Origin of the sequence: Veillonella intestinalis (assembly GCF_943193155.1) — a bacterium.
Classification (GTDB): domain Bacteria; phylum Bacillota; class Negativicutes; order Veillonellales; family Veillonellaceae; genus Veillonella_A; species Veillonella_A intestinalis.
This window is the reverse complement of record NZ_CALPDB010000004.1, coordinates 82997-105265: the sequence shown is the minus strand read 5'-3', so window position 1 is coordinate 105265 and position 22269 is coordinate 82997. Positions and strand designations below refer to the sequence as shown.

16 protein-coding genes and 1 other annotated feature are annotated in these 22269 nt (G+C 39.1%); of the genes, 9 read left to right on the top strand and 7 right to left on the bottom strand.

The features are described 5' to 3' along the window. Positions 1-32: 32 nt before the first annotated feature. The 4 genes from NFR44_RS05775 to NFR44_RS05760 all read right to left on the bottom strand — a co-directional run bounded on the left by NFR44_RS05775 (position 33) and on the right by NFR44_RS05760 (position 2259). On the bottom strand, positions 33-917 hold the full coding sequence (locus NFR44_RS05775; RefSeq protein WP_251441916.1) for a hypothetical protein: 885 nt from the start codon (positions 915-917) through the stop codon (positions 33-35). Positions 918-1082: 165 nt separating this feature from the next. Then, positions 1083-1490, bottom strand: coding sequence for a MarR family winged helix-turn-helix transcriptional regulator (locus NFR44_RS05770; RefSeq protein WP_251441913.1), 408 nt, complete (start codon positions 1488-1490; stop codon positions 1083-1085). A gap of 153 nt (positions 1491-1643) precedes the next feature. Continuing rightward, the gene (locus tag NFR44_RS05765; protein WP_162099764.1) at positions 1644-1856 is read right to left on the bottom strand and encodes a DUF1659 domain-containing protein; all 213 of its coding nucleotides are present in this window, start codon (positions 1854-1856) and stop codon (positions 1644-1646) included. Positions 1857-2016: 160 nt separating this feature from the next. Further along, a complete protein-coding gene (locus NFR44_RS05760; RefSeq protein WP_251441910.1) occupies positions 2017-2259 on the bottom strand; it encodes a DUF2922 domain-containing protein in 243 nt (80 codons plus the stop codon). A gap of 468 nt (positions 2260-2727) precedes the next feature. Between NFR44_RS05760 and NFR44_RS05755 the strand changes: the two genes are divergently transcribed. The 9 genes from NFR44_RS05755 (at position 2728) to NFR44_RS05715 (ending at position 15104) form a co-directional block, all read left to right on the top strand. Then, positions 2728-5010 (top strand): ribonucleoside-diphosphate reductase subunit alpha, encoded by a 2283-nt coding sequence (locus tag NFR44_RS05755; protein ID WP_251454690.1) that lies wholly within the window; start codon positions 2728-2730, stop codon positions 5008-5010. A 102-nt stretch (positions 5011-5112) separates the two neighbouring features. After that, entirely contained in the window at positions 5113-6141 is a 1029-nt protein-coding gene (locus tag NFR44_RS05750; protein ID WP_251441897.1) for a ribonucleotide-diphosphate reductase subunit beta, read from the top strand. Between the two features lie 366 nt (positions 6142-6507). Further along, complete coding sequence (gene aroF / locus NFR44_RS05745; protein WP_251441895.1) at positions 6508-7512, top strand: 3-deoxy-7-phosphoheptulonate synthase; 1005 nt, start codon at positions 6508-6510, stop codon at positions 7510-7512. A gap of 126 nt (positions 7513-7638) precedes the next feature. Further along, positions 7639-8703, top strand: a complete 1065-nt coding sequence (gene aroB, locus NFR44_RS05740; protein WP_251441892.1) for a 3-dehydroquinate synthase — start codon at positions 7639-7641, stop codon at positions 8701-8703. A 1-nt stretch (position 8704) separates the two neighbouring features. Further along, on the top strand, positions 8705-9994 hold the full coding sequence (gene aroA, locus NFR44_RS05735) for a 3-phosphoshikimate 1-carboxyvinyltransferase (protein WP_251441889.1): 1290 nt from the start codon (positions 8705-8707) through the stop codon (positions 9992-9994). A gap of 162 nt (positions 9995-10156) precedes the next feature. After that, positions 10157-11272 carry a chorismate synthase gene (gene aroC / locus NFR44_RS05730; protein WP_251441886.1) on the top strand — a complete coding sequence of 372 codons (1116 nt, stop codon included), beginning with the start codon at positions 10157-10159 and terminating at the stop codon, positions 11270-11272. A 2-nt stretch (positions 11273-11274) separates the two neighbouring features. Further along, a complete protein-coding gene (locus tag NFR44_RS05725; protein ID WP_251441883.1) occupies positions 11275-12534 on the top strand; it encodes a shikimate kinase in 1260 nt (419 codons plus the stop codon). Beyond that, on the top strand, positions 12515-12952 hold the full coding sequence (aroQ, locus tag NFR44_RS05720) for a type II 3-dehydroquinate dehydratase (RefSeq protein ID WP_251441880.1): 438 nt from the start codon (positions 12515-12517) through the stop codon (positions 12950-12952). The genes NFR44_RS05725 and aroQ overlap by 20 nt, the downstream gene beginning before the upstream one ends. 562 nt (positions 12953-13514) lie before the next feature. After that, positions 13515-15104 (top strand): YadA-like family protein, encoded by a 1590-nt coding sequence (locus NFR44_RS05715; protein WP_251441877.1) that lies wholly within the window; start codon positions 13515-13517, stop codon positions 15102-15104. A 273-nt stretch (positions 15105-15377) separates the two neighbouring features. On the opposite strand, the gene NFR44_RS05710 is transcribed toward NFR44_RS05715, so the two are convergent. The 3 genes from NFR44_RS05710 to NFR44_RS05700 form a co-directional block, all read right to left on the bottom strand. Further along, positions 15378-18860, bottom strand: coding sequence for a YadA-like family protein (locus NFR44_RS05710; RefSeq protein ID WP_251441874.1), 3483 nt, complete (start codon positions 18858-18860; stop codon positions 15378-15380). 643 nt (positions 18861-19503) lie between these two features. Continuing rightward, complete coding sequence (epsC, locus tag NFR44_RS05705) at positions 19504-20139, bottom strand: serine O-acetyltransferase EpsC (RefSeq protein ID WP_251441871.1); 636 nt, start codon at positions 20137-20139, stop codon at positions 19504-19506. A gap of 83 nt (positions 20140-20222) precedes the next feature. Further along, positions 20223-21143, bottom strand: a complete 921-nt coding sequence (locus NFR44_RS05700; RefSeq protein WP_251441868.1) for a PLP-dependent cysteine synthase family protein — start codon at positions 21141-21143, stop codon at positions 20223-20225. A 90-nt stretch (positions 21144-21233) separates the two neighbouring features. Further along, positions 21234-21516, bottom strand: a binding site (T-box leader). Positions 21517-22269 lie beyond the last annotated feature (753 nt).

Here is a 22269-nt window from a genome sequence, read left to right as displayed (position 1 = left end):
AAAGTTAAAATTAAATAACATTCGGTTTTTAACTACACCTGACGATAGAAATAAATAACTTCTGTACCAGTTTTAGCAAAGGCCGCCCCTGTTACATAAGGGTGATCAAAGGTTGTGCCTACATTGAAAACATAATATTCATACGCATCTCCTAAAGGCTGCGATGTATAGGTATACGAATAATAGCCTAATAGATTTTGTTGCAATTCTTTATTAGTCGCTTCATCAAACAATTGTGAGGTAGCTTGTAAGTGCAAAGTCTGTGTCTTAGCGTCAATGCTATCGCTCCAGAAATCACGCCATGGACCTAAATTACTCAATTCCTTAGATACATTAAAGCGATAATCTGGTAATAGTTCACGTAAGCTATGAGCATAGCGCATATCAGTAGTAGATTCCATTTTAATATACACAGAGCGACTATCCTCTAAATTCGTTTGCATAATGGCTAATTTCATCGCCTCTGCACGATATGGTGCCAACTCATTAACTGTTCCTTTGAACGCAACTTGTGCTTCACCGCCCGCTTTACCAAATTGAGGTACATAAAATACTTGCACATCCTTAGCAAAACTAGGAATTTCTTTTGGGAATCCATCAAAGGCAGGAATCTGTTTATATTGTGTTACATCTGTCATCGGTAACGCTACCTTCAAGGCTTGTTGGCGATATAAAGAATTACTACTATTTGTCAATTCTGTTTTGGCCGTTGATGCTGGTAAATAGGCCTCTAATAATTTCTTTGGTACGCCTCGTTCGGCTAACGGCGCTCCAGTCACAACAGAATCTGCGGTCGTATAATTAACTACATCTTGTAAGCCGCCAGTCGGCACTGTCGCCGCCATAGCACTGCCTGAAACAAAAGTGACCCCCAACAAAGCTAAGAGCCATTTTTTACGAATTACATTCACAAACACTGTACATAACCTCCTTTATCCTTCAGCTAATACATTCCTTTAATTTTAGTATATCGAAATTTACACGCATTTCCTATATATACTATTTTACCAGTTTTTATAATATCTGTGTGCCTATTCTTTATAAAATCGTAACGCAATTTAAAATATAGCTAGACCTTTTATTTACTTAACATCTTCACTTAATTTTTTTAACATCGATAACAAAGTCTCTTGTTCTGTAGTGTCTAAATGAGCCATACTAGCTTGAATGGCTTGCACATTACGAGGTGCTAATTCACTAATAATATCATAGCCTGCTTTTGTTAAATGTAAAATACAGACTCTTCGGTCCTTAGGATCATCTAAACGTTCAATATAATTCAACTTCACCAAATTATTAACGATTAACGAGATGGTACCAACTGTACTTAAAATACGTTCACGCACTTCGCCTACCGTCATATCACCTTTACTATATAAGGCTTCCAAAACCATAAACTGACTAAAAGTTAAGCCATATTCAGCCGCTAAATCAGCAGTTTTTTTATCTAAGGTATTTACATTGCGATGTAAACCAATTAATATTTTCATCTCCGTCGGCGTCAAACTATCACCTCTCTATTCTTTACATATCTAATTAGATACATCTTACCGAGGAACCTTATTTTTGTAAAGTAAAAGGCATAAAAAAACGCTACATACTCGTCAATTCCAACGAGTATGTAGCGTTAATATATTTATCCTTTAAGCTTGAGGTGCTACAGTTGTAGTTTCTACACGAACTACATCTTTATAAGGATATGCACAAAGGGTAGCCATAGCTTGGCCTACTTCTTCAAAATCATCATTTGTCAATTCGGGATTAATATTGCCAATACTAATATTTTTTACCTTTTTATCGCCTAAATCTAAACGAATCTGAATTTTTACTACTTCTTTTACTGCTACGTCTGCCATAATTAACCTCCTAAATACTTCAATCACACTGCTTACAATATTCACAATACTTGTATACTAAGCAAACTTACTTTATACACAAAACATCCTTAATCAATCGTCCCTTCTAATTCTCCTAGAATATCGGTACTTCTAGCAGTAGTCGGCACGTCTAATCCTCCTATGCCACAATCGGAGCACTAGTATTGTCTACCATATACGCCCCTTTAAAAGCAGTTAATACTTTACCTTTAGCACTTGCCATTAAATGCTTAGCTAACACCATATCAGCTACAGTTTTAACAGCTCCCAAAGTAACATCTGCTTTTGGTACAGAAATACGTACCGTAGTTTCCTTATTATCTTCATCTAAAAATACGAGTTGTAATTCATGTTTTAAAATATTTACATTGCCTGTTGCCATAATTGCCTCCTAAATCGGTACTGCTCTTAGTCATCTATGACTAAAAAGCATACATCTCACGAATTAAAATAAAATCTATCTTAAATGAAAAGTACATGTACTCTGACTTTCTCAACATTCTCATTGACCATTTGCAAACGCCATAAGCGGTTTTACTTACTTCGTAAGCCCGCTTACACCCCTATACATTCCACCTTAAGGGTCCTGTCAAGTCGAAAAATCTAAAATAAATGTCCGCGCAATGTCCATATGCAAAATTTTCAATCTATATTCAAATTTGCCCCTTTCTTTTCTAATCTGAAAAATAGTATAATGAGGTGTATCTTGTATATGATAAGTAATATCATATACAAGATATTGATTTATAAAACTTTTCAAAATAACTCAACGATAATCCATGTATTTAGAGGGACTGAGTTTTTTTAAGCCAATTAATTAACACTTTGTAAAGGGAAGGAAACGTATTTCATGGCTATTATGATTAAAAAACGAGACGGCCATTATGAACCGCTCTCAGTAGAAAAAACGAAAAAAATGATTGCTTTTGCTTGCTTGGGGCTCGATAGTTGCGATCCTATCGAACTAGAAATGGACTCCAAACTCCAATTCGTTGATGGTATGAGCACCAAAGAAATTCAAAAAATTCTCGTACAAACAGCGATTGAAAAAGTAATCCAAAAAGCAGACGACGGTTTCGGCAACATGGTAAATCGCATGAACCAAGACTGGCAATATGTAGCGGCTCGACTTTTCCTTTTCGACCTATATAAAGAAGCAGCTATCCAGCGTAAATATAAAGCTTTTGGCTACGGCAATTTCCCAGCCCTAGTTAAAACCTTGGTTGAAGCTAATCGCTACGCCGATTTTTTCCTCACTAAATATACACCAGAAGAATTAGAAGAATTGGGCGACTATATTAAACCTAAACGGGACTATTTATTTAACTACGAAGGCATTAAATTATTAGCTGATCGTTACCTAGTAAAAGGTTACAATAAAGAAGTATACGAATTACCACAAGAACGTTTTATGGCTATCGCTATGCATTTAGCCCTCATTGAAGGAGACCGCAAAGTAGAATTTGCTAAAAAATTCTATGACTTAATGAGTACCTTAAAAATGACTACGGCTACACCAACCTTGGCTAATGCAGGTACGCCATTTCATCAGCTCAGCAGTTGCTTTATCTCTGGTGTAGACGATAATTTATGGTCTATTTATGATGTAAACAGCAAGTTCTCCCGCGTATCTAAACACGGTGGTGCTCTTGGGATTTACATGGGCCGTGTTCGTGCCTTAAACAGTGACATCCGCGGTTATAAAAACTCCTCTGGTGGCGTTATTCCTTGGATTCGTTTATATAATGATACAGCCGTTGCCGTTGACCAATTAGGTAAACGTAAAGGCGGTGCTACTGTAACCCTTGATATTTGGCACAAAGACTTCTATGAATTTGTAGAACTTCGTACAAATAATGGGGATGATCGTCGTAAAGCACATGATATTTTCCCAGCGGTTGCTATTCCAGATATTTTCATGGAACGCCTTTTAGCTCGTGAAAACTTCAGTCTATTCGACCCTCATGAAGTACAACAAGTAATGGGCTTTAACTTAGAAGATTTCTATGACGACGATGATAAAAAAGCATTTACAGAACATTACTTACTCTGTGAAAACAATCCAGAGCTTCACTCAATTCAAGTTAGCGCCCTCGATATGATGAAGAAAATCATGCGCAGTGCTGTTGAAACCGGTACACCATTCATTTTCTTCCGTGATACAGCTAATCGCACAAACCCTAACAAACATGCGGGCATGATTTACGCATCTAACTTATGTCACGAAATTGCACAGAACGTTGGTTTTACTAATCTTTCTGATGAAACCATCCACCCAGATGGCTCTATTTCTACCAAAACTATCACTGGTGACATGGTAACTTGTAACTTAAACTCCATTAATCTTGGTAAAATCACTGACGAAGAATTAGAAGAAAATGTAGCCCTTCAAATTCGTATGTTAGACAATGTTATTTCCATTAACCAATTCCCTGTGCCAGAAGCTAAGATGACAAGCGAAAAATACCGCGCCATCGGCCTTGGTACAAGTGGCTACCACCACTACTTGGTGCGTCATCAAATTCAATGGGAAACAGAAGAACATATTGAAGCAGCCGACAAATTGTTTGAAAACATTGCTTACTACGCTATAAAAGCATCCATGGAACTAGCCAAAGAAAAAGGGGCTTACCCTGCCTTCAAAGGCTCCGAATGGGAAACTGGTGCTTACTTTGAGCGCCGTGGCTATACGTCTGAACGTTGGCAACAACTTCGCAAAGATGTAGCTAAATACGGTCTTCGTAACGGTTATCTTATGGCGATTGCCCCTACTGGCAGTACCTCCAATATAGCCAACACAACCGCTGGTATTGACCCAATCTTCAAAAAATTCTTCATCGAAGAAAAGAAAGGTAGCTTCACCCCTAAAACAGCGCCAGATCTTGATAATTCTACCTTCTGGCTCTACAAAGAAGCGCATACCATCGACCAACAATGGAGCATTCGTGCGTGCGCTGCCCGTCAACGTCACATTGACCAGGCACAATCTTTTAACTTGTACATTACACCACAGATGAAGGCCAAAGAAATTCTTAACTTATATGTAGAAGCGTACAAACAAGGGGTTAAAACAATTTACTACATTCGTAACCAATCTCTTGAAATGGATGAATGCACTAGCTGTTCCTCTTAATACCAAAATATTTCAGACGTTTTACAAACAGTCATGCTATACTAAAGGAAAGGCCCTCTTACGGAGGGCCTATCACTGAATCTAGAAAGGGTGAATACCATTATGGAAAAAAAATTAATTTTTAACGAACACGGCGAACGTGGCACAGAAAGTATGATTGGCGGTAACACCACCAACTTACGCGAATGGAACCGCATTAAATACGATTGGGCTACCACCCTCTATCGCACAATGCTTAACAACTTCTGGATTCCAGAAGAGATCTCACTTAACGAAGATATTAAACAGTTCCCATTCCTTACTGACAGCGAACGTCGCGCTTTCGATAAAATTATTTCTTTCCTCAACTTCCTTGACTCCATTCAAAGTGAAAATTTACCCAACTTAAGTCGTTATGTAACGGCCGCTGAAGTAGCGTCACTACTTAATATTCAAGCATTCCAAGAAGAAATTCACGCCCAAAGTTATTCCTATATTTTGGACACCGTAACCAATCCGATTACTCGTGACCGCATTTATGACGAATGGCGTACCGATGAACACCTCTTGGCTCGTAACCGCTTCATTGCTGACATCTACCAACGCTTCAGCGATGATCCATCGGAACACAACTTAATTCGCACAATCATGGCGAACTACATCCTTGAAGGGATTTACTTCTACTCTGGTTTCAGCTTCTTCTATACCTTAGCGCGCCAAGGTAAAATGACCGCTACTAGTACGATTTTCAAATATATCAATCGTGACGAAGTAACCCATCTTGTATTATTCCAGAACATTATTCGTGAACTTCGTCAAGAACGACCTGAGTTATTTACCCCAGAATTAGAAGAAGAATTGACAGACATGCTTCGCCAAGGTACTGAAAATGAAATCGCTTGGGGCCAATATATTACTGATGACAAAATTCTCGGTATTAATAATGTTCTCATTGAACGCTACATTAAATACTTAGCTAACCTTCGTCTTGATGCGATTGGTCTTAAACCGCTATATCCAGAAATTAAAGAAAATCCAATGGCTTGGATTGAAAGTTTCTCCAATCTTAATAGCACTAAAACAGACTTCTTTGAAGCAAAAGTAACAAACTATACTAAGGCAGCTGCCTTCGATTTTGATGACTTGGAATAAAAGACTTTACACTCATTTTGAAAATGTTTTGTAAAAAAGACTTGCCAAATGAAAAACATAGGTTTATAATGTTGGCAATCACTTTTAGAAAGGAGCCAATACAATGAGTATGCAAATCAGCACATTAAACAGCCAATACTTCTATTTTTGGTTCTTTATCCAGTCTACGGGTAAAGGACTATTTGGGCTACGCTGATTTAGGTATCATTGATGGCTTAGTATAGTTAGGGAGCTACCCGTAGTGCACGCGGGTGGCTCCCTTTTTGTATACTTGATAACGATATGATGTTTGATAGATAGAAGGATAGTATTATGGAAGAAACACATTTTCAAATATTCATTACGGAAAAAAGAGGAGAGATTACTATGATTATCACACTAAGAGAAAATGCAACCCCAGAGAAAATTCAAGAATTATCAGCTAAATTAGAAGCCCAAGGTGTTATCTTACACCCAGTGCAAGGGAGCAACTACTCCCTCATCGGACTAATTGGCGATACTTCACTACTCGACAAACGACAAATCGAGTCCCTTGATATTGTTGAGAAAGTAACACGCATTCAAGAGCCTTTCAAAAAAGCAAATCGTAAATTCCATCCAGAAGATACAGTCGTTGATGTAAGTGGCGTAAAAATCGGTGGTGGCCACTTCGCCATCATGGCTGGTCCTTGTTCCGTAGAAACACCAGAACAAGTAATTGCAACAGCTAAAGCGGTAAAAGAAGCGGGTGCTACTATTCTTCGTGGCGGTGCGTTCAAACCTCGTACCTCTCCATACTCCTTCCAAGGTATGGGCCCTGAAGGACTCGAACTCTTAATTTTAGCAAAAAAAGAAACTGGTCTACCTATCGTTTCAGAAGTCATGGACCCATCACAACTACAATACTTCGATGATGTAGATATGCTTCAAATCGGCGCACGAAATATGCAAAACTTCACCTTATTGAAAGAAGTAGGTAAGCTCAATAAACCCGTTCTCTTAAAACGTGGTCTTAGCGCAACTTACGAAGAATGGTTAATGGCTGCAGAATACATCATGAGTGAAGGCAATACGCAAATCGTCCTTTGTGAACGCGGTATTCGTACCTTTGAAACTAAAACTCGTAATACCTTAGATGTAACCGCTATTCCTATGATTCATGAACTTAGCCATTTACCAATAATCATGGACCCTAGCCATGCAGCTGGTATGAGCCGTATGGTTCGACCTTTATCGCTCGCTTCCACTGGTGGCGGTGCTGACGGCCTTATGATTGAAGTTCACATCGATCCTGCTAAAGCCCTTTGCGATGGACCACAAGCACTACGTCCAGACCAATTCGCCGCCCTTACTAAAGAAGTATTCGCTTTACGCGACGTATTGAGTAAGTAATGGGCCATTGTATGTAAACTTCACCAAAGCCACGATAGCCTAACGCTGGCAACTCGTGGCTTTTTTATACTAATCATTGTATACTCAGAATAGATACGTATTCAATTGCATGAGAAAGGATAGTCTATGGAACGAATTCACATCGATGCCTCTACGTCCTATGATGTTATTATCGAAGAAGAAGCACTCCAGCATATTGCCCAATATATTAAGCCTCTCAAAAGTCCACGACCTACCATTATTGTCAGCGATGATCTAGTAGCAACCCACTATTTAGACTGCGTTAAAGCACAACTTGAATCAGCAGGCTATACGGTCTATACCTATGTATTTCCCCATGGAGAAACTGAAAAAAATGCACAACGACTCCTTCATTTAGTGGAATATATGGCAGAAAAGGCCTTAACTCGCAAGGACTTACTCATTGCTCTCGGTGGCGGTGTAGTGGGTGATATGGCAGGCTTTGCTGCCGCCACCTATTTACGGGGCATTGATTATGTGCAAATTCCTACCTCCCTACTCGCAGCGGTAGATTCTTCTGTCGGCGGTAAAACAGCAGTCAATTTATCGGCCGGTAAAAATTTATGGGGTGCTTTTAAACAACCTATTCTCGTACTCTGTGATCCTACGACATTACAAACCTTACCAGCCGAAGAATTTGCTAATGGCTGTGGGGAAATCATCAAGTACGGTATGCTAGGCTATCCAGAATTATTACAAGATTTACAAACCAAACCATTAGAACAAGGTGACTTACCCCATATAGAATCAATTATTGCCCTTTGTGTGAAAGCTAAAGCAGCTATTGTAAGTCAAGATGAGCGAGAAAGTGGCATTCGAGCGCTCCTCAATTTCGGTCACACCTTTGGTCACGGTATCGAACAGTTAAGTCATTTCAAAATAAAACATGGCATGGCTGTCAGTATTGGTATGGCCCTCATGATGCGTTCCGCTTATAAAGCTGGTTATTTAAACCAAGCAGAACTTACTGCATTTTTAGACTTACTGATTAAACATAATTTACCAATTCACACAGACTATTCAGCATCTGACTTATGCCAAGCAGCTTTGCACGATAAAAAAAGTCAAGGAGAAACGATTACTATCGTTCGCCCTATCCAATGGGGCCATTGTGATTTAGTCACCATTCCCCATAACGAATTACCAAACCATGTAGTTAAGGAGGTGTAATATGCCTATATCCACCACAATCAAACAAGCCGTTCCACATGGTACTATCGCGGCTATTCCAGCTAAAGCCCATGCACATAGAGCTTTAATTGCCGCCGCCTTAGCCGATAGTCCATCTTCACTTATTATTGCGCATTATTCCGAAGACATTGATGCAACCATTGCCTCCTTGCAAGGTTTAGGCGCTCACATAGAAAAAATAGCGACAGGTGTAACTGTAACCCCTATTGCGCAATCAGAAACAATTCAAAACACAACAATTAATGCTCATGAATCGGGTACAACTTTGCGATTACTTTTACCAGTCGGTTCAGCCCTTAGTGAATCAACTAACGTCACAGCCGCAGGTCGTTTACCTGAGCGCCCGCTAGAGCCGTTAAAAAGTCAACTAGAAGACCATGGTGTTCGCTTTTCAGCGCCTAAACCACCCTTTACTATGACTGGTAAGCTTAAAGGTGGTACCTTTGAAATGGTAGGCAATGTTAGCAGCCAGTTTTTCTCTGGCTTACTGTTAGCAGCCCCTAAAATAGCACCTGTAACCATTCATAGCACTACAGCCCTACAATCTCGAGACTATGTAGAATTAACCCGTAAAGTTATGGCTGATTTTGGCGTCTTAACCACAGTAAGTGATGATGGCAATACATTTACAGTACCATCCAAACAACACTACGAAGGTCGTCAAGACTATCCTATTGAAGGAGATTGGTCTAATAGTGCCATTTGGCTCGTAGCAGCAGCTATGACAGGTAACACCCTAACAATTACTAATCTGCAAGCAGACTCTACCCAAGCTGATAAACGCATTATAGATATTATTACCTCCACTGGTGCCACCGTAACATGGCAGAATGACAACATGTCCTCAAATTTACATTGTTCAGGTCATGCTCTTAGCCCTATTACAGTAGATTTAGAACAATGCCCTGATTTACTCCCTGTACTAGCAGCCCTTGCTTGCAGTATTGAAGGGGAAAGCTGGTTTATGAATGGTGAGCGACTTCGTTTGAAAGAGTCTGATCGCCTTGCTGCCGTCGAAGAATTGGTCGCTACCTTAGGTGGCGAAGCACGAGTGGAAGGGGATAATTTATATATTACTGGTACAGGGCGTCTTTTGGGAGGTACGGTGCATTCCCATAACGATCATCGCCTAGTAATGGCCGCTACATTAATGGCGCTTATCAGTGAAGAGCCCGTTACCATCACCGATAGTGATGCTATTAACAAATCCTATCCCCTATTTTTTGAACACTGGAATCAACTTGGTGGCGACGCTATAAAAACGAAATAGCACTCATTTTAAAAATTATATATTTCTAAATATAATTTTGCGAACTCTATATTTGCTTTTATATATTTTTATATATTTTTTATGTGTGTTTATAGCCTTTTATATAATTTACTTATATTATATGTTTTTATCACTTTAATTTAATCCCTAGGAGGCCCTTCTATGAGCTCTAGTTTTGGTAAAAATCTTAAAATTTCCGTATTTGGCGCCTCTCATGGCACCGCTATTGGAGCCGTCGTAGATGGCCTCCCTTGTGGTTTTACCATTGATGAAAGCGCACTCTTACGCTTTATGAAACGTCGTGCCCCTGGGCAAAGTTTAGTAACCACGCAACGCAAAGAAGCTGATAAACCTCACTTTTTAGCGGGCCTTGTAAACAGCCAATTAAGTGGTTCCCCTCTTGCCTTTTATATTGAAAATACCAATCAACACTCCAAAGATTATAATAATCTACGCGATGTGCCACGCCCTTCCCATGCAGACTATACCGCTCGTATGCGCTATGGCGAAGCAGTAGATATGCGTGGTGGCGGTCACTTTTCAGGGCGCTTAACAGCGCCACTCTGCTGTGCTGGCGGTGTGGCCTTACAAATTTTAAAAGCAAAGGGCATTGAAATAGGCGCTCATTTACGACAAATTGGTCCTATTAAAGATAAACCAATCAGCTTCACCAAACCCGCTATGGCAGATTTACAAAAAGCTGGTTTAGAAACAGTAGCGATGATTTCTCCGCAAGAACGGCTACGAGCTATTACTTATATTGACGAACTACGTCAAGCTGGTAATTCTACTGGTGGCATTATTGAAGTATTTGCTACGGGCTTACCAGCAGGACTTGGCAATCCAAACTTTGATGGCATTGAAAATCGCTTATCCCAAGCAATTTTTGGCATTCCTGGTGTAAAAGGCGTTGCCTTTGGCAGTGGTTTTGAAGGTTGTCTTAGCACTGGTGGCGAGCAAAATGACCCCTTTATGTTAGAGGACGGAATCGTTCGTACGTTGAATAATAATAGTGGTGGTATCCAAGGTGGCATTACTAATGGCATGCCTTTAATTCTTCAAGTTGGCATGAAACCAACAGCTTCTATTGCTAAAGTACAACCAAGTTTCAGTTATGACAAGCAAGAAAATGTAGACCTTCAAATTAAAGGTCGCCATGACCCTTGTATTGCAGTCCGTGCCGTACCTGTTGTCGAAGCTGTTACCGCCTTAGTTCTATTAGATTTTTTATTAGATAACAATATACAATTTGATGCTACTACTAGCGAAAGGAAGTAACCATGAGTCAAACACCATTGCTCAGTCCCTATGGCCTACTTGGCAAAACCTTGGGGCACAGCTACTCCCCTGAAATTCATAAAGCCCTTGGCAATACGGCCTATACGCTCTTTGAACGCTCACCACATGAGTTAGCACAATTTCTAGCACAGCCTGAATTAAAGGGCCTTAATGTAACAATTCCATACAAACAAGATGTAATGAGTGCCTGTCAAAGTCTATCTGACACTGCTAAGCGCATTGGCTGTGTCAATACCATGGTACGTCAAGCCGATAACAGTTGGTACGGTCATAATACAGATTACGATGGTTTTATTTTCATGTTACAACGGGCTCACATTACTGTAAAACATAAGAAAATACTTATCCTTGGTGATGGAGCTACCTCTCATACCGTTCACATTGCCCTTGAAGATTTAGGTGCTCGTGAAATCGTACATTTATCCCGCAAAGCGTCTCCTTTCTATGAAGACGCACCACAGCACGGCCAAGATACAGATATAATCATTAATACAACACCCGTAGGGATGTATCCTAACTGCCCTGACCAGTTAATTTCCTTAGCTGATTTCACCAATCTTAGTGGCGTTGTAGATGTAGTATATAATCCGTATCGTACCGCTTTACTCATGGAAGCCGAGCAAAAAGGAATTCCTTATAGCGATGGTCTACCTATGCTCGTGGGACAAGCTGTGGCAGCCGCCACTTTATTCCAAAACACAACCTTTGGTCCTGAAGAAACAGAAAAAATTATTACTAATCTGCGAAAAAAACAAGAAAATATCATTCTTATTGGTATGCCTGGGGTTGGTAAGACCACAGTGGGGCAAAGCTTAGCTAACCAATTTAAACGACCACTAATTGATTGTGATGTTGAATTTGAAAAGCGCTATAGCCATCCTGGCGAATATATTGCTACCCATGGTGAAGCTGAATTCCGTAAAAAAGAAACCACCTTATTACAAGAGCTATGCAAAACAACCGGCGCTATTATCGCTACTGGCGGAGGCGTTGTAACTCGTCCTGAAAATTATCTAGCCCTACGCCAAAATGGTCGTATCTATTGGCTCCGTCGTCCATTAACGAGTCTAGCCACTGATAATCGTCCCCTCTCCCAAGGAGGCCTTCAGGCTTTAGAAGCACTCTATAACAAACGCGAACCTTTATATACTGCTTTTTCACAATACGCAGTAGATTTCACAAACCCAGAAGAAGGGGCTCAGCACATTGAGGAGGAATATCATGCACATTTTAATTCTTAATGGTCCTAATATTAATCTACTTGGTCTACGAGAACCTGAAATCTATGGCTCAACCACCTACGAGGATTTAGTCCATCAACTGCGGGAATACGCAGAGTCCCTTGGCATTTCAGTAAGTTTATATCAAAGCAATCATGAAGGTAGCTTAGTCGATCGCATTCAAGCGGCTCGTTTTGATGTAGATGCTATCATAATCAATCCCGCCGCCTATAGCCATACTTCTATTGCTATCTTAGATGCCTTAAAAGCCGTTCACCTACCTACGGTAGAAGTTCATATCTCCAATCCTAAAGAACGTGAAACCTTTCGCCACCATTCCTATGTAAGTGAATATGCTGAAAAAATTATTATGGGTCAAGGTGTAGCTGGCTATAATCAAGCTATTGATTACTTAGTGAACACCTATAAAAGAGCGTAAACTTCAACATTAAACATTAATCATTAAACATTGATCATCAATCATCTATAACTAAATAAGCGCCAATTACTCATCTTACAATTAATATACCTATGTATAACAACAGCTCTTTCTAGAGAATCCTAAGGTTACAAACTTTGTTTGTGGCCTATGAAGGTCTCTAAGTAGCGCTGTTGTTTTTTATTGTTTTTGTTGTTTTACTATATTATTTTTGCTGATTTAGTTCTATTTTTTATTTATTGATTTTTTTACTTTTTTGTATCTTTATATTTTACCTATTTGATTGTTAAATTCTAATTTCATAAAGATAAAATGAATACCGATACACCTAATCATCAAAAGCAATATAATCCCCATGCAAATCATTAGTATTTAACTCTTTTTTAATTATTTAGTGAATTTTCTATTGAAAATTCATAACTCATTCGGTATAATATCTCTTAGGTATCCTCTACAGGTGTACCCCCCTCCGGTAATTTATACGTCTCCAAAAGACACATATAAATTACCGGAGGGGGACATATCAATAGATATATATTTATATTTAGGGGGATTAATTATCATGACAAAAACAAAATCTTTAAAAACACTTTCTTTAGCCTTAGCTGTAGCAGCTTTGACTGGTACTATGACAACAGCCTTTGCAGCTACTAATGTAGTTGGTACAGGCAATGGCGTAGCCTTTGGCGAAGGTGCTGTAGCAACTAAAAAACCAGAAGGTTCTGTTGCTCTTGGTACTAATGCAGATGGCGCCTATAAAGGAAGCGTCGCTATCGGTAATAATGCCGCTCCAAGTGGTAATGATGCCATCGCCATTGGCACAGACGCCCACACAACAGCATCGCCTAATGCTATCTCCATTGGTAAAAATGCTGCAACATCTTGGACCAATAACATTGCTATGGGTACAGATTCCATATCCCAAGGTAGAGAAACTATTGCCATTGGTCATGAGTCTTTTGCAGATGGCGGTGAGGCCGTTTCCATCGGTGTAAAGAGCTCTGCTCAGGTTAAACAATCTGTTGCCTTAGGTAATGAATCCGTTGTTGAACGTAAAGCCACTGCTGGTGTTGCCGTTGGCCATAAAGCTAATGTTAGTGGTAAATATGGCTTAGCAATGGGCGATGAAGCCATCTCCTCAGGAAACTATTCTGCAGCAATTGGCACTAATGCAAAAGCTGAAGGCACTAAATCCTTAGCCTTCGGTCATGGTGCTAATGCTGTATCTGACAACTCTATTGCTTTGGGTAATGCTACTTCCGCTAACGTAGCAGATACTAAAGCTGAAGAATCTTATTTGAGCAAAGAAGCTTATACTTCTGAAGAAGCAGGCGTTGTGTCCGTAGGTAATGCGGACTCTAATTTATATCGCCGTATTACTAATGTAGCTGGAGGTGCTGCTGACCACGATGCAGTAAATGTATTACAATTAAAATCTTTAGAATCCAATCTTAATGATAAAATTGAAAACCTAGATTCTACTAGCGCAACTATTGGCGGTAACACAACTATCAACGAAGGTGGTATTACGGTTACATCTCCTGAAACTGGTAACACTACAGTAATTAATGGTGACTCCGTTACAACAACAACAGTTAATGCTGACAAAGTTGTAGTTGGTGGTAATACATATATCACTAAAGATGGTATAGATGCTAATAACCAAACTATTAAAAATGTAGCACCTGGTGTAAATGGTACAGATGCAGTTAATCTTGATCAATTAAACCAAGCAACTAGCACTTTGAACTCCTCTATCAGTCATTTAGAAACTAATGTTAAAAAAGTAGCTGCTGGCTCCGCTGCATTAGCTGCTTTACATCCATTAGATTTTGATTCTGATGACAAATTAACATTCGCTGTAGGTTTCGGGGCATACAAAGGTGAGCAGGCTGCTGCTATCGGTGCCTTCTACCGTCCAAATGATAACTTAATGTTCAGCATTGGTACTGCTTTAGGTAACTCCGATAACCAATACAATGCTGGTCTTTCCTTCAAATTCGGCGATTCTTCTCCATACACTAACATGAGCAAAGCTGATATGGTTAACAAATTAGAAACACAAGAAAAGAACATGGCTACATTACAAGCTGATAATGCTGAATTAAAAGCTCGTTTGGCTAAATTAGAAGCATTGGTAGCTGGTAACTAATATAGTCTAAATTAATACTTTCTAATTTAATTAAAACAAATTTAATTAAGAGTGTGAAACTAGAAAAGGTTCCACTTCATAGAGGTGGAGCCTTTTTATATAAACAATAAAATTTAAAAGAAAATAATGAATATATGAGAAATTTTTTCTTCCTATACTCATTCCAAAGAGAAATCCCTAGGACAAGTCCTAGGGATTTCTTTTTTCATTTCAAACTATCACATATTCAATCAATATCTAAGTTAATATTTTGAAACTAACGTATATTTAATTTTATTTTTGAACTACTAACGCTTCTAGCTTAGCTAAGCGATCTTTCAATGTTTCAATTTCTTGATTCTGCTTTTCTAATTTAGTCGCCATCTCTGTCTTACTCATATTAGTGTATGGCGAAGAATCACCAAAGCGGAAGGAAACGCCAGCATTGTATTGATCATTGGAATTACCAACTGTAGCACCTAAACTGAACATCAAGTCGTCATTGGCACGATAGAACGCACCAAGAGCCGCTGCATGTTCGCCTTTGTAGCCACCAAAACCTACGGCAAAACTCAATTTATCATCAGAATCAAAATCTAACGGGTGAAGTGCTGCTAAAGCGGCAGAGCCAGCTGCTACCTTATCGACGCGATTGCTCAAACGATTGACAGCAGAACCTACATTGTTAACACCTTGTGCAACTTCATTTAATTGATTCATGTTAACTGCATCTGTGCCCTTAACACCAGGCGCTACGCCAGTAATCGTTTTATCACCAGCATTTAAACCGTTTTCAGAGATATATGTATTGCCACCAACTACTACTTTATCAGCATTTACTGTACCCGTAGTAATCGTATCACCAGTAATCTTTGTAGAGCCTTCACCGTTCGGATTTTTTACCGTAATACCATCTTTATCAATGATTGTATTACCACCAATCGTTGCTTTTTCAGTGGTAAGCTCTTTACCATTATTATTGATAGCTGTGTTGATTTTAGAAATGTCACCTGCAATATGTTCAGCTAAACCTTGAAGTTGACCTTCCGTAGCCGCACGGTCAGCTTTAATAGTTTCAGGTTTATCAGGAGTCCAAGTTGTATTTGTTAAACCAGTGATTTCACCTTTACCATCTTTACCGTCAATCGCTACTTGACCAACTTGAGCCTTCTCTTCAAGGCTTACTTTGGTAGACCCATCAGCTTGCGCCTCTACTTTTACACCAGTTTTATCATCGCCCACTACATTAAGTTTTGCATTGCCATTTTCATCAGTGGTAATGAAATTATTAACATTTTCAATTGCTTTAGTAGCTTTGTCGTCTAAGCCAATAGATACTTGAGCACCCTCTCCAGTAGAAGTTACATCAACTTTTGTAAAGGAACCACCTACGAAGTTTACTTTTTTCGCCCCACTAATGGTAGCCTTATCAACACCACCACCTTGGATAGTCCACGCACCTGCCTGACTTAAGCTTGTAGGATCTACACCTAAAGTTTCAGCCAATTTAGTAGCATCAATACCGTAGGAAATCACATTGCCTTCACGTGTAATAGTCAAACCTTTATCAGCTTCTTTTACATCAAAGGTAATTTCTGGTGCTGTATCACCATCAAGAGCAATGGTTGTGCCTTCACTATCTGCAGTGCCACCTTTAATCTTAAAGCCTTGTGCCAATTTACTGGAAAGAGAATCACCTGCATTAGTTACATCGTCCTTAGTAGCAATATTTTCAATAGTAAATTTTTCATTGTCATTGCGACTAATTGTCAATGTATTACCTTCAAGCTTAGCACCTGTAATGTATTTATCTTGCAAACCATCTACAGTTACAGTACCAGTTACACCATTAGACTCTGTATTTAATGTAATCGTTCCGGTACCATCAGTATTATAAGTAGCGGTACCATCTTTTACTACTGTATCAATCGCATTAATCGTATATTTGGTATAACCAGCTGTCACATCAGTATCAATGGAGCTAATATTAGTGCCTTTTACCATTTCTACTTTAGCCGCTTTTAACTGAGCTACGTTCACCGCATCAGTGTCTAATGAACCAGCTGCTACATTGGTAATTTGACGAGACCCAGCTGGCATGAGCTGATTATTAAGCGTATATTCATCATTACCTATCGAAACAGCACCATATGTCGATTTCCAAACAACAGACTCATTTGTAGAATCCAAACCAGTTAACGGATCATAACCAAGTTTTTCACCCTTTGCACGATTCGTTACAGAGTAAGCACCAAGAGCTACACCGCTATCATGTTTAGCATTTGCCTTTTTACCTAAAGATAAGCTATCAACCTTAGTAGCATAGCTCGAATGCCCAAAAGCAGCCGCACCCTCAACTTTGGCACGAGTATCATAACCTACTGCTGTTGCTCCAACACCAATGGCACTTGAAAGGTCACCAATAGCAATCGCCCGAGGGTCAACATCTGGTAATGATGGATCAAGTACTCCATTTCTATAGCGAGGACCTTTCTCAGCTTTAGCTTTATAACCAATAGCAATCGAATTTCCCACAAGCGCACTAGCACCATTGCCTATAGCCACACTCCATTTACCTGCTTCAGTAGATTTACCAACAGCAACAGCTCCTGAGTCAACAGCTGCAGCAACAGGACCTATAGCGACGGCATTATCTCCTGTAGCCCCGTCATTAGCCAAATTACTCACCTTTCCAGCTTTCTTCTCAGCGCTAGATATAGTCTCATTAGTTAATTTAGAGTTAACAGACATGTATTTTACAGGTGTAATGGAGTCAATTTTAGCTTTAACATCATTGGATAAGCCCACAATCATACCATTAGCAGCTGCTGTAGTGGTCACATTGCCATCACCAGTAATGCTGAAGTTTTGAGTAGCTAAGTTCACTGTACCTGTGCCAACATTACCACTGAATTTTAAGTTAACATTACCAGCATTTTTAGCTAATGTAGCTACATTTTTTAACTGTGCTACGTTTACTGCATCTGTATCTTCAGTGCCAGCTGCCACATTGATAATCTGACGAGTCAATGCACCAGATTTACCAACAGAAACTGCACCGCCAACAGATTTCCACGCTGGGGAGGTTAAGCTAGAGTTTTGACCGGTCAATGGGTCATAGCCAACAGAGCCAGCAGCACGATCGGCTAAGGATTCCCAACCTAATGCCACAGAGCTAGTAGCCGAAGCATTCGCCAATGGTCCTAATGCCATGGACACATCACCTGTAGTTGCTGCTTGATCGCCTAAAGCAACAGAGCTTCTAGCGTCAGCCTTTACATCACTACCAATAGCAATAGCTTGCGGCTTTTCAGCTTTTGCCTTAGACCCAATGGCAACGCCTTTATTGAGAGATGCTGACGTATTATCCCCAATGGCCACTGCGTAGCCATTAGCATATGCATTTTGCCCAATTGCCACGCTTACTGAACCATCAGATTTAGAGTCTGTACCAATGGCGATTGAATCTTTCTCATCAGTAAATGCATTGGTACCTATCGCAATAGCATTCATAGCATGTGCCTTTGCCGTACTACCAATAGCCACAGCAGCAATGCCTGCTACTTCTGATTTTTTACCAATGGCAATGGACTGATTATATAAAGCCTTAGCTTCTTCACCAATAGCGATAGAGTCCTCAGTATTAACTGACGCCCTTGAGCCTGTACCAAGAGCTACCCCTCTACCTTCACCAACTGTATTATCTGCAGCCCATACAGCCGTTGTGACACTGCCAGTTACGGCAGCTACTACCAATGCTAAACCTAATTTTTTCATTTGTTTTAAATCTTGAGACACTAAAGATTCCCTTTCTTAATAAACCACTAATTTCACTAAACAACACATTATTAACTACTTATTATTTTTTGTTTTTATCCTATTTTATCTTTTTTATAAAATAGTCCATATTCTTAACAATAACCTTACTATAAATCAATTTATCTGATTTTTTATTAGCATCAATCAAATTAATCAGATATTCATATAAGGCTGCCTTCTAATAATAATCTATACATTTCGATATCGTCAATCAAAAAAAAGTTCATAATCTCCTAAAAAGTCTTTTTGTGGTAGACATTCACAAATTTTCTACTTTATCCCAATATAATCCCTCTAAAATAATATGTTTTTAATTTTCAAGACATTCCACTCTACGTGTACTCAAATCAAAATTTACACGAATCGTGTATCCATAAATTAACTGCTAAAAAACTGCAACGTTACATCAATCTGATGTAACGTTGCAGTTCTCTATATCTATTCAAATTATTCTCTTCTCTATTTTATCAATCCCTCAGGTCTAGCCCCCGCTGAGTCCTGAGGAATTATTTCACCCAATTAGTAAGACCTATATTGCTTCACTTAAAACGTGATTGTCACATCCACATATATTATATTTACAATAAATTATGCCTATGTTTTAAATGAACCAAGCCATATCGTCTGTCATATCTTTTGGAGTGAAGGCTACTTTATGACGCGGCATATGTTTACGCGTATGACTATCTACTAAGTGAATTGTAGAGCGAATCTTGCGTACTACAATGTTTTCTGGTTCTGTTTCATAAATTATAACATTTTCAGGAACATCGCGTTTAATTACAAGATTACAACCAATGCGACTACCACTGCCAACTAAAATATCACCGAGTACCTTAGTCCCAGCGCCAATGAGCACATCATTGCCCACTGTAGGATGTCGTTTCACACGCCTAGAACTCATACCACCAAGGGTTACACCATGAAATAAAGTTACATTATCACCAATAATCGCCGTTTCACCAATCACAACTCCCATGCCATGATCGATGAATAAACCTTTGCCAATCTGTGCACCCGGATGTATTTCAATCCCAGTCACATGGCGAGAATGTAAAGCAATCCGACGGGCTAATAATTTATAGCCACGTTTATATAAGCGATGTGCAAAGAAATGCCAAAATAAAGCTGTAATATGTGGATAGGTCCACAACACCATCAATACGGACGTGGCCGCTGGATCTGAATCCATTACTCGCTTAATATTATAGCGAATCGATTGCCAAACTTCTTTCATATACCCTCCTAGCCAGTAAATCCCTAGCCTCTAACACTATACCCAATACGCGGTCAATTTATTCTCTCTTCTCAAATCCCTAATTAAGCTTTTACATATTCTACGTCATCAAATTCAAGCATAGATAAATATTTTTCTACTCCATCTGGAGCAATCGCTACTACTGGTACGCCAGGATTTTTAGCGCCTAAATCTTTGGCAACTTTAATAGCTGCACCAGCAGAAATACCAATACTAATGCCGCTTTCACGCATGAAAGTCTGAACTTGTGCAATAGCATCATCATCAGTAACTGTTACCACTTCATCCATAAGGGATTTATCAAAGTTTTCTGGAATAAAGCCAGCACCGATACCTTGAATTTTGTGAGCGCCACCTTTACCTTCAGAAATCATAGGTGAACCAGCTGGTTCAACAGCAACGGCTTTCACATCCGCTTTCTGTTCTTTTAATTTACGAGCAACCCCTGTAAAAGTACCACCAGTACCAACACCAGCAACTATGATACCTACATTAGGTACTTGTTCAATAATTTCTGTAGCTGTTGTTTCATAGTGAATACCAGGGTTAGCAGGGTTCACAAACTGGCCTAATGTAACAGCACTTGGATTAGCATCTAAAATTTCTTGTGCTTTTGCCAAAGCCCCTTTCATACCCGTTGCTTTTGGTGTCAAAATAAGCTGTGCACCATACGCTTTTACTAACTCACGGCGTTCTTTACTCATGCTTTCAGGCATTAAGATAACTACTTTAATACCCAATACTGCACCTAACATAGCTAAAGCAATACCAGTATTACCAGATGTAGCTTCTACTAAAATAGTATCTGGTTTAATCAAACCTTTTTCTTGTGCATCTTTTAACATGCCATATACAGCACGGTCTTTAACGCTACCACCAGCATTATATTTTTCTAATTTTACAAATACATTAGAATCACCAATTTGATAAACTGGCGTATTACCAATTAATTGTAATGTATCATTTACAGGTTTTGTACTCATATTAATCATCGTTCCTTTCATACAGAGTATCTCTCTTCTCTAATAGAGTATTTCTCATTTCAATAAAAAAAGCCCTTGGTCACTTTTGTGACCAAGGGCGATATATCGCGGTTCCACCTTGTTTCATTTGATCGTGCGCACAACCAAACCTCTACTGTACAGGTCAAACAATGTACTTAGAAATCAAACTCTCACTGCTTAACTGTATACAGATTCGCTGTAACGGGCGACACCCGAAAAGGACTCCCCTAATAATTAGCTTTGCCCTTATAGCTCCGAGATGCACTTCCACATATCTTTCATGACCCGCTTTCACCATCCGGGCTCGCTGCACATAAACCAATATGTGTACTTTTCTCTTCCTCGCTATGATTCCTATTCAAACCATATGCCTACTATAACACTATGAATTAAAAGTGTCAACTGTAAAATTTAACTTTTTGATTTTATTGTTATATTAACTAACAATATTTATAGTTCCTTATAAATTATATACTGTAAGGAAAGAACAGTCTATAAGAATAGACTGTTTTCCTGTTATACATATATAAATTTATGCTCGGTATAACCTATCGTAAATAGAAAACATATCCTTAGCAGGACATAAATAAAGCAAGACTACAGGGCCTGTAATTCCCGGTCAATAGAGTCCCTCATCTATTGGCTCTTCACAGGCCAAAGCCTCACTGTGAGCTATCACATAACATACTGCGTATGCTGTATTACACTCTCCGAAATAGTCATACCTATCATCTATTCGTGCTGGTTTAATACAAAAATTGATAGCTTTAAAATCTATATTAATTATAGCAAACCTTTTGTGTATAAGGAATATCTAAAATGAATTTGTCACATAAATAGTCGTATCAATTCTGCATAATAAACGTCAAAAAATGGTTTTTCTGAATCCAAAATACCAATCTATTCTCAATTACCCATTTTAAAGCAAATATGTGCCGTTTACCAATAATTACCACAGTTCATCGTTTCGTGTAATTATAAACCCTTAAAAACGTCCTAAAAACGTCAAAAACATTGATGCAATCCAATTTTATTCTTATTTTCTCATATTTAAAATTTTACACACGCCCCACGCTCTGTTGTCTCTATATTGATACTGACAGTA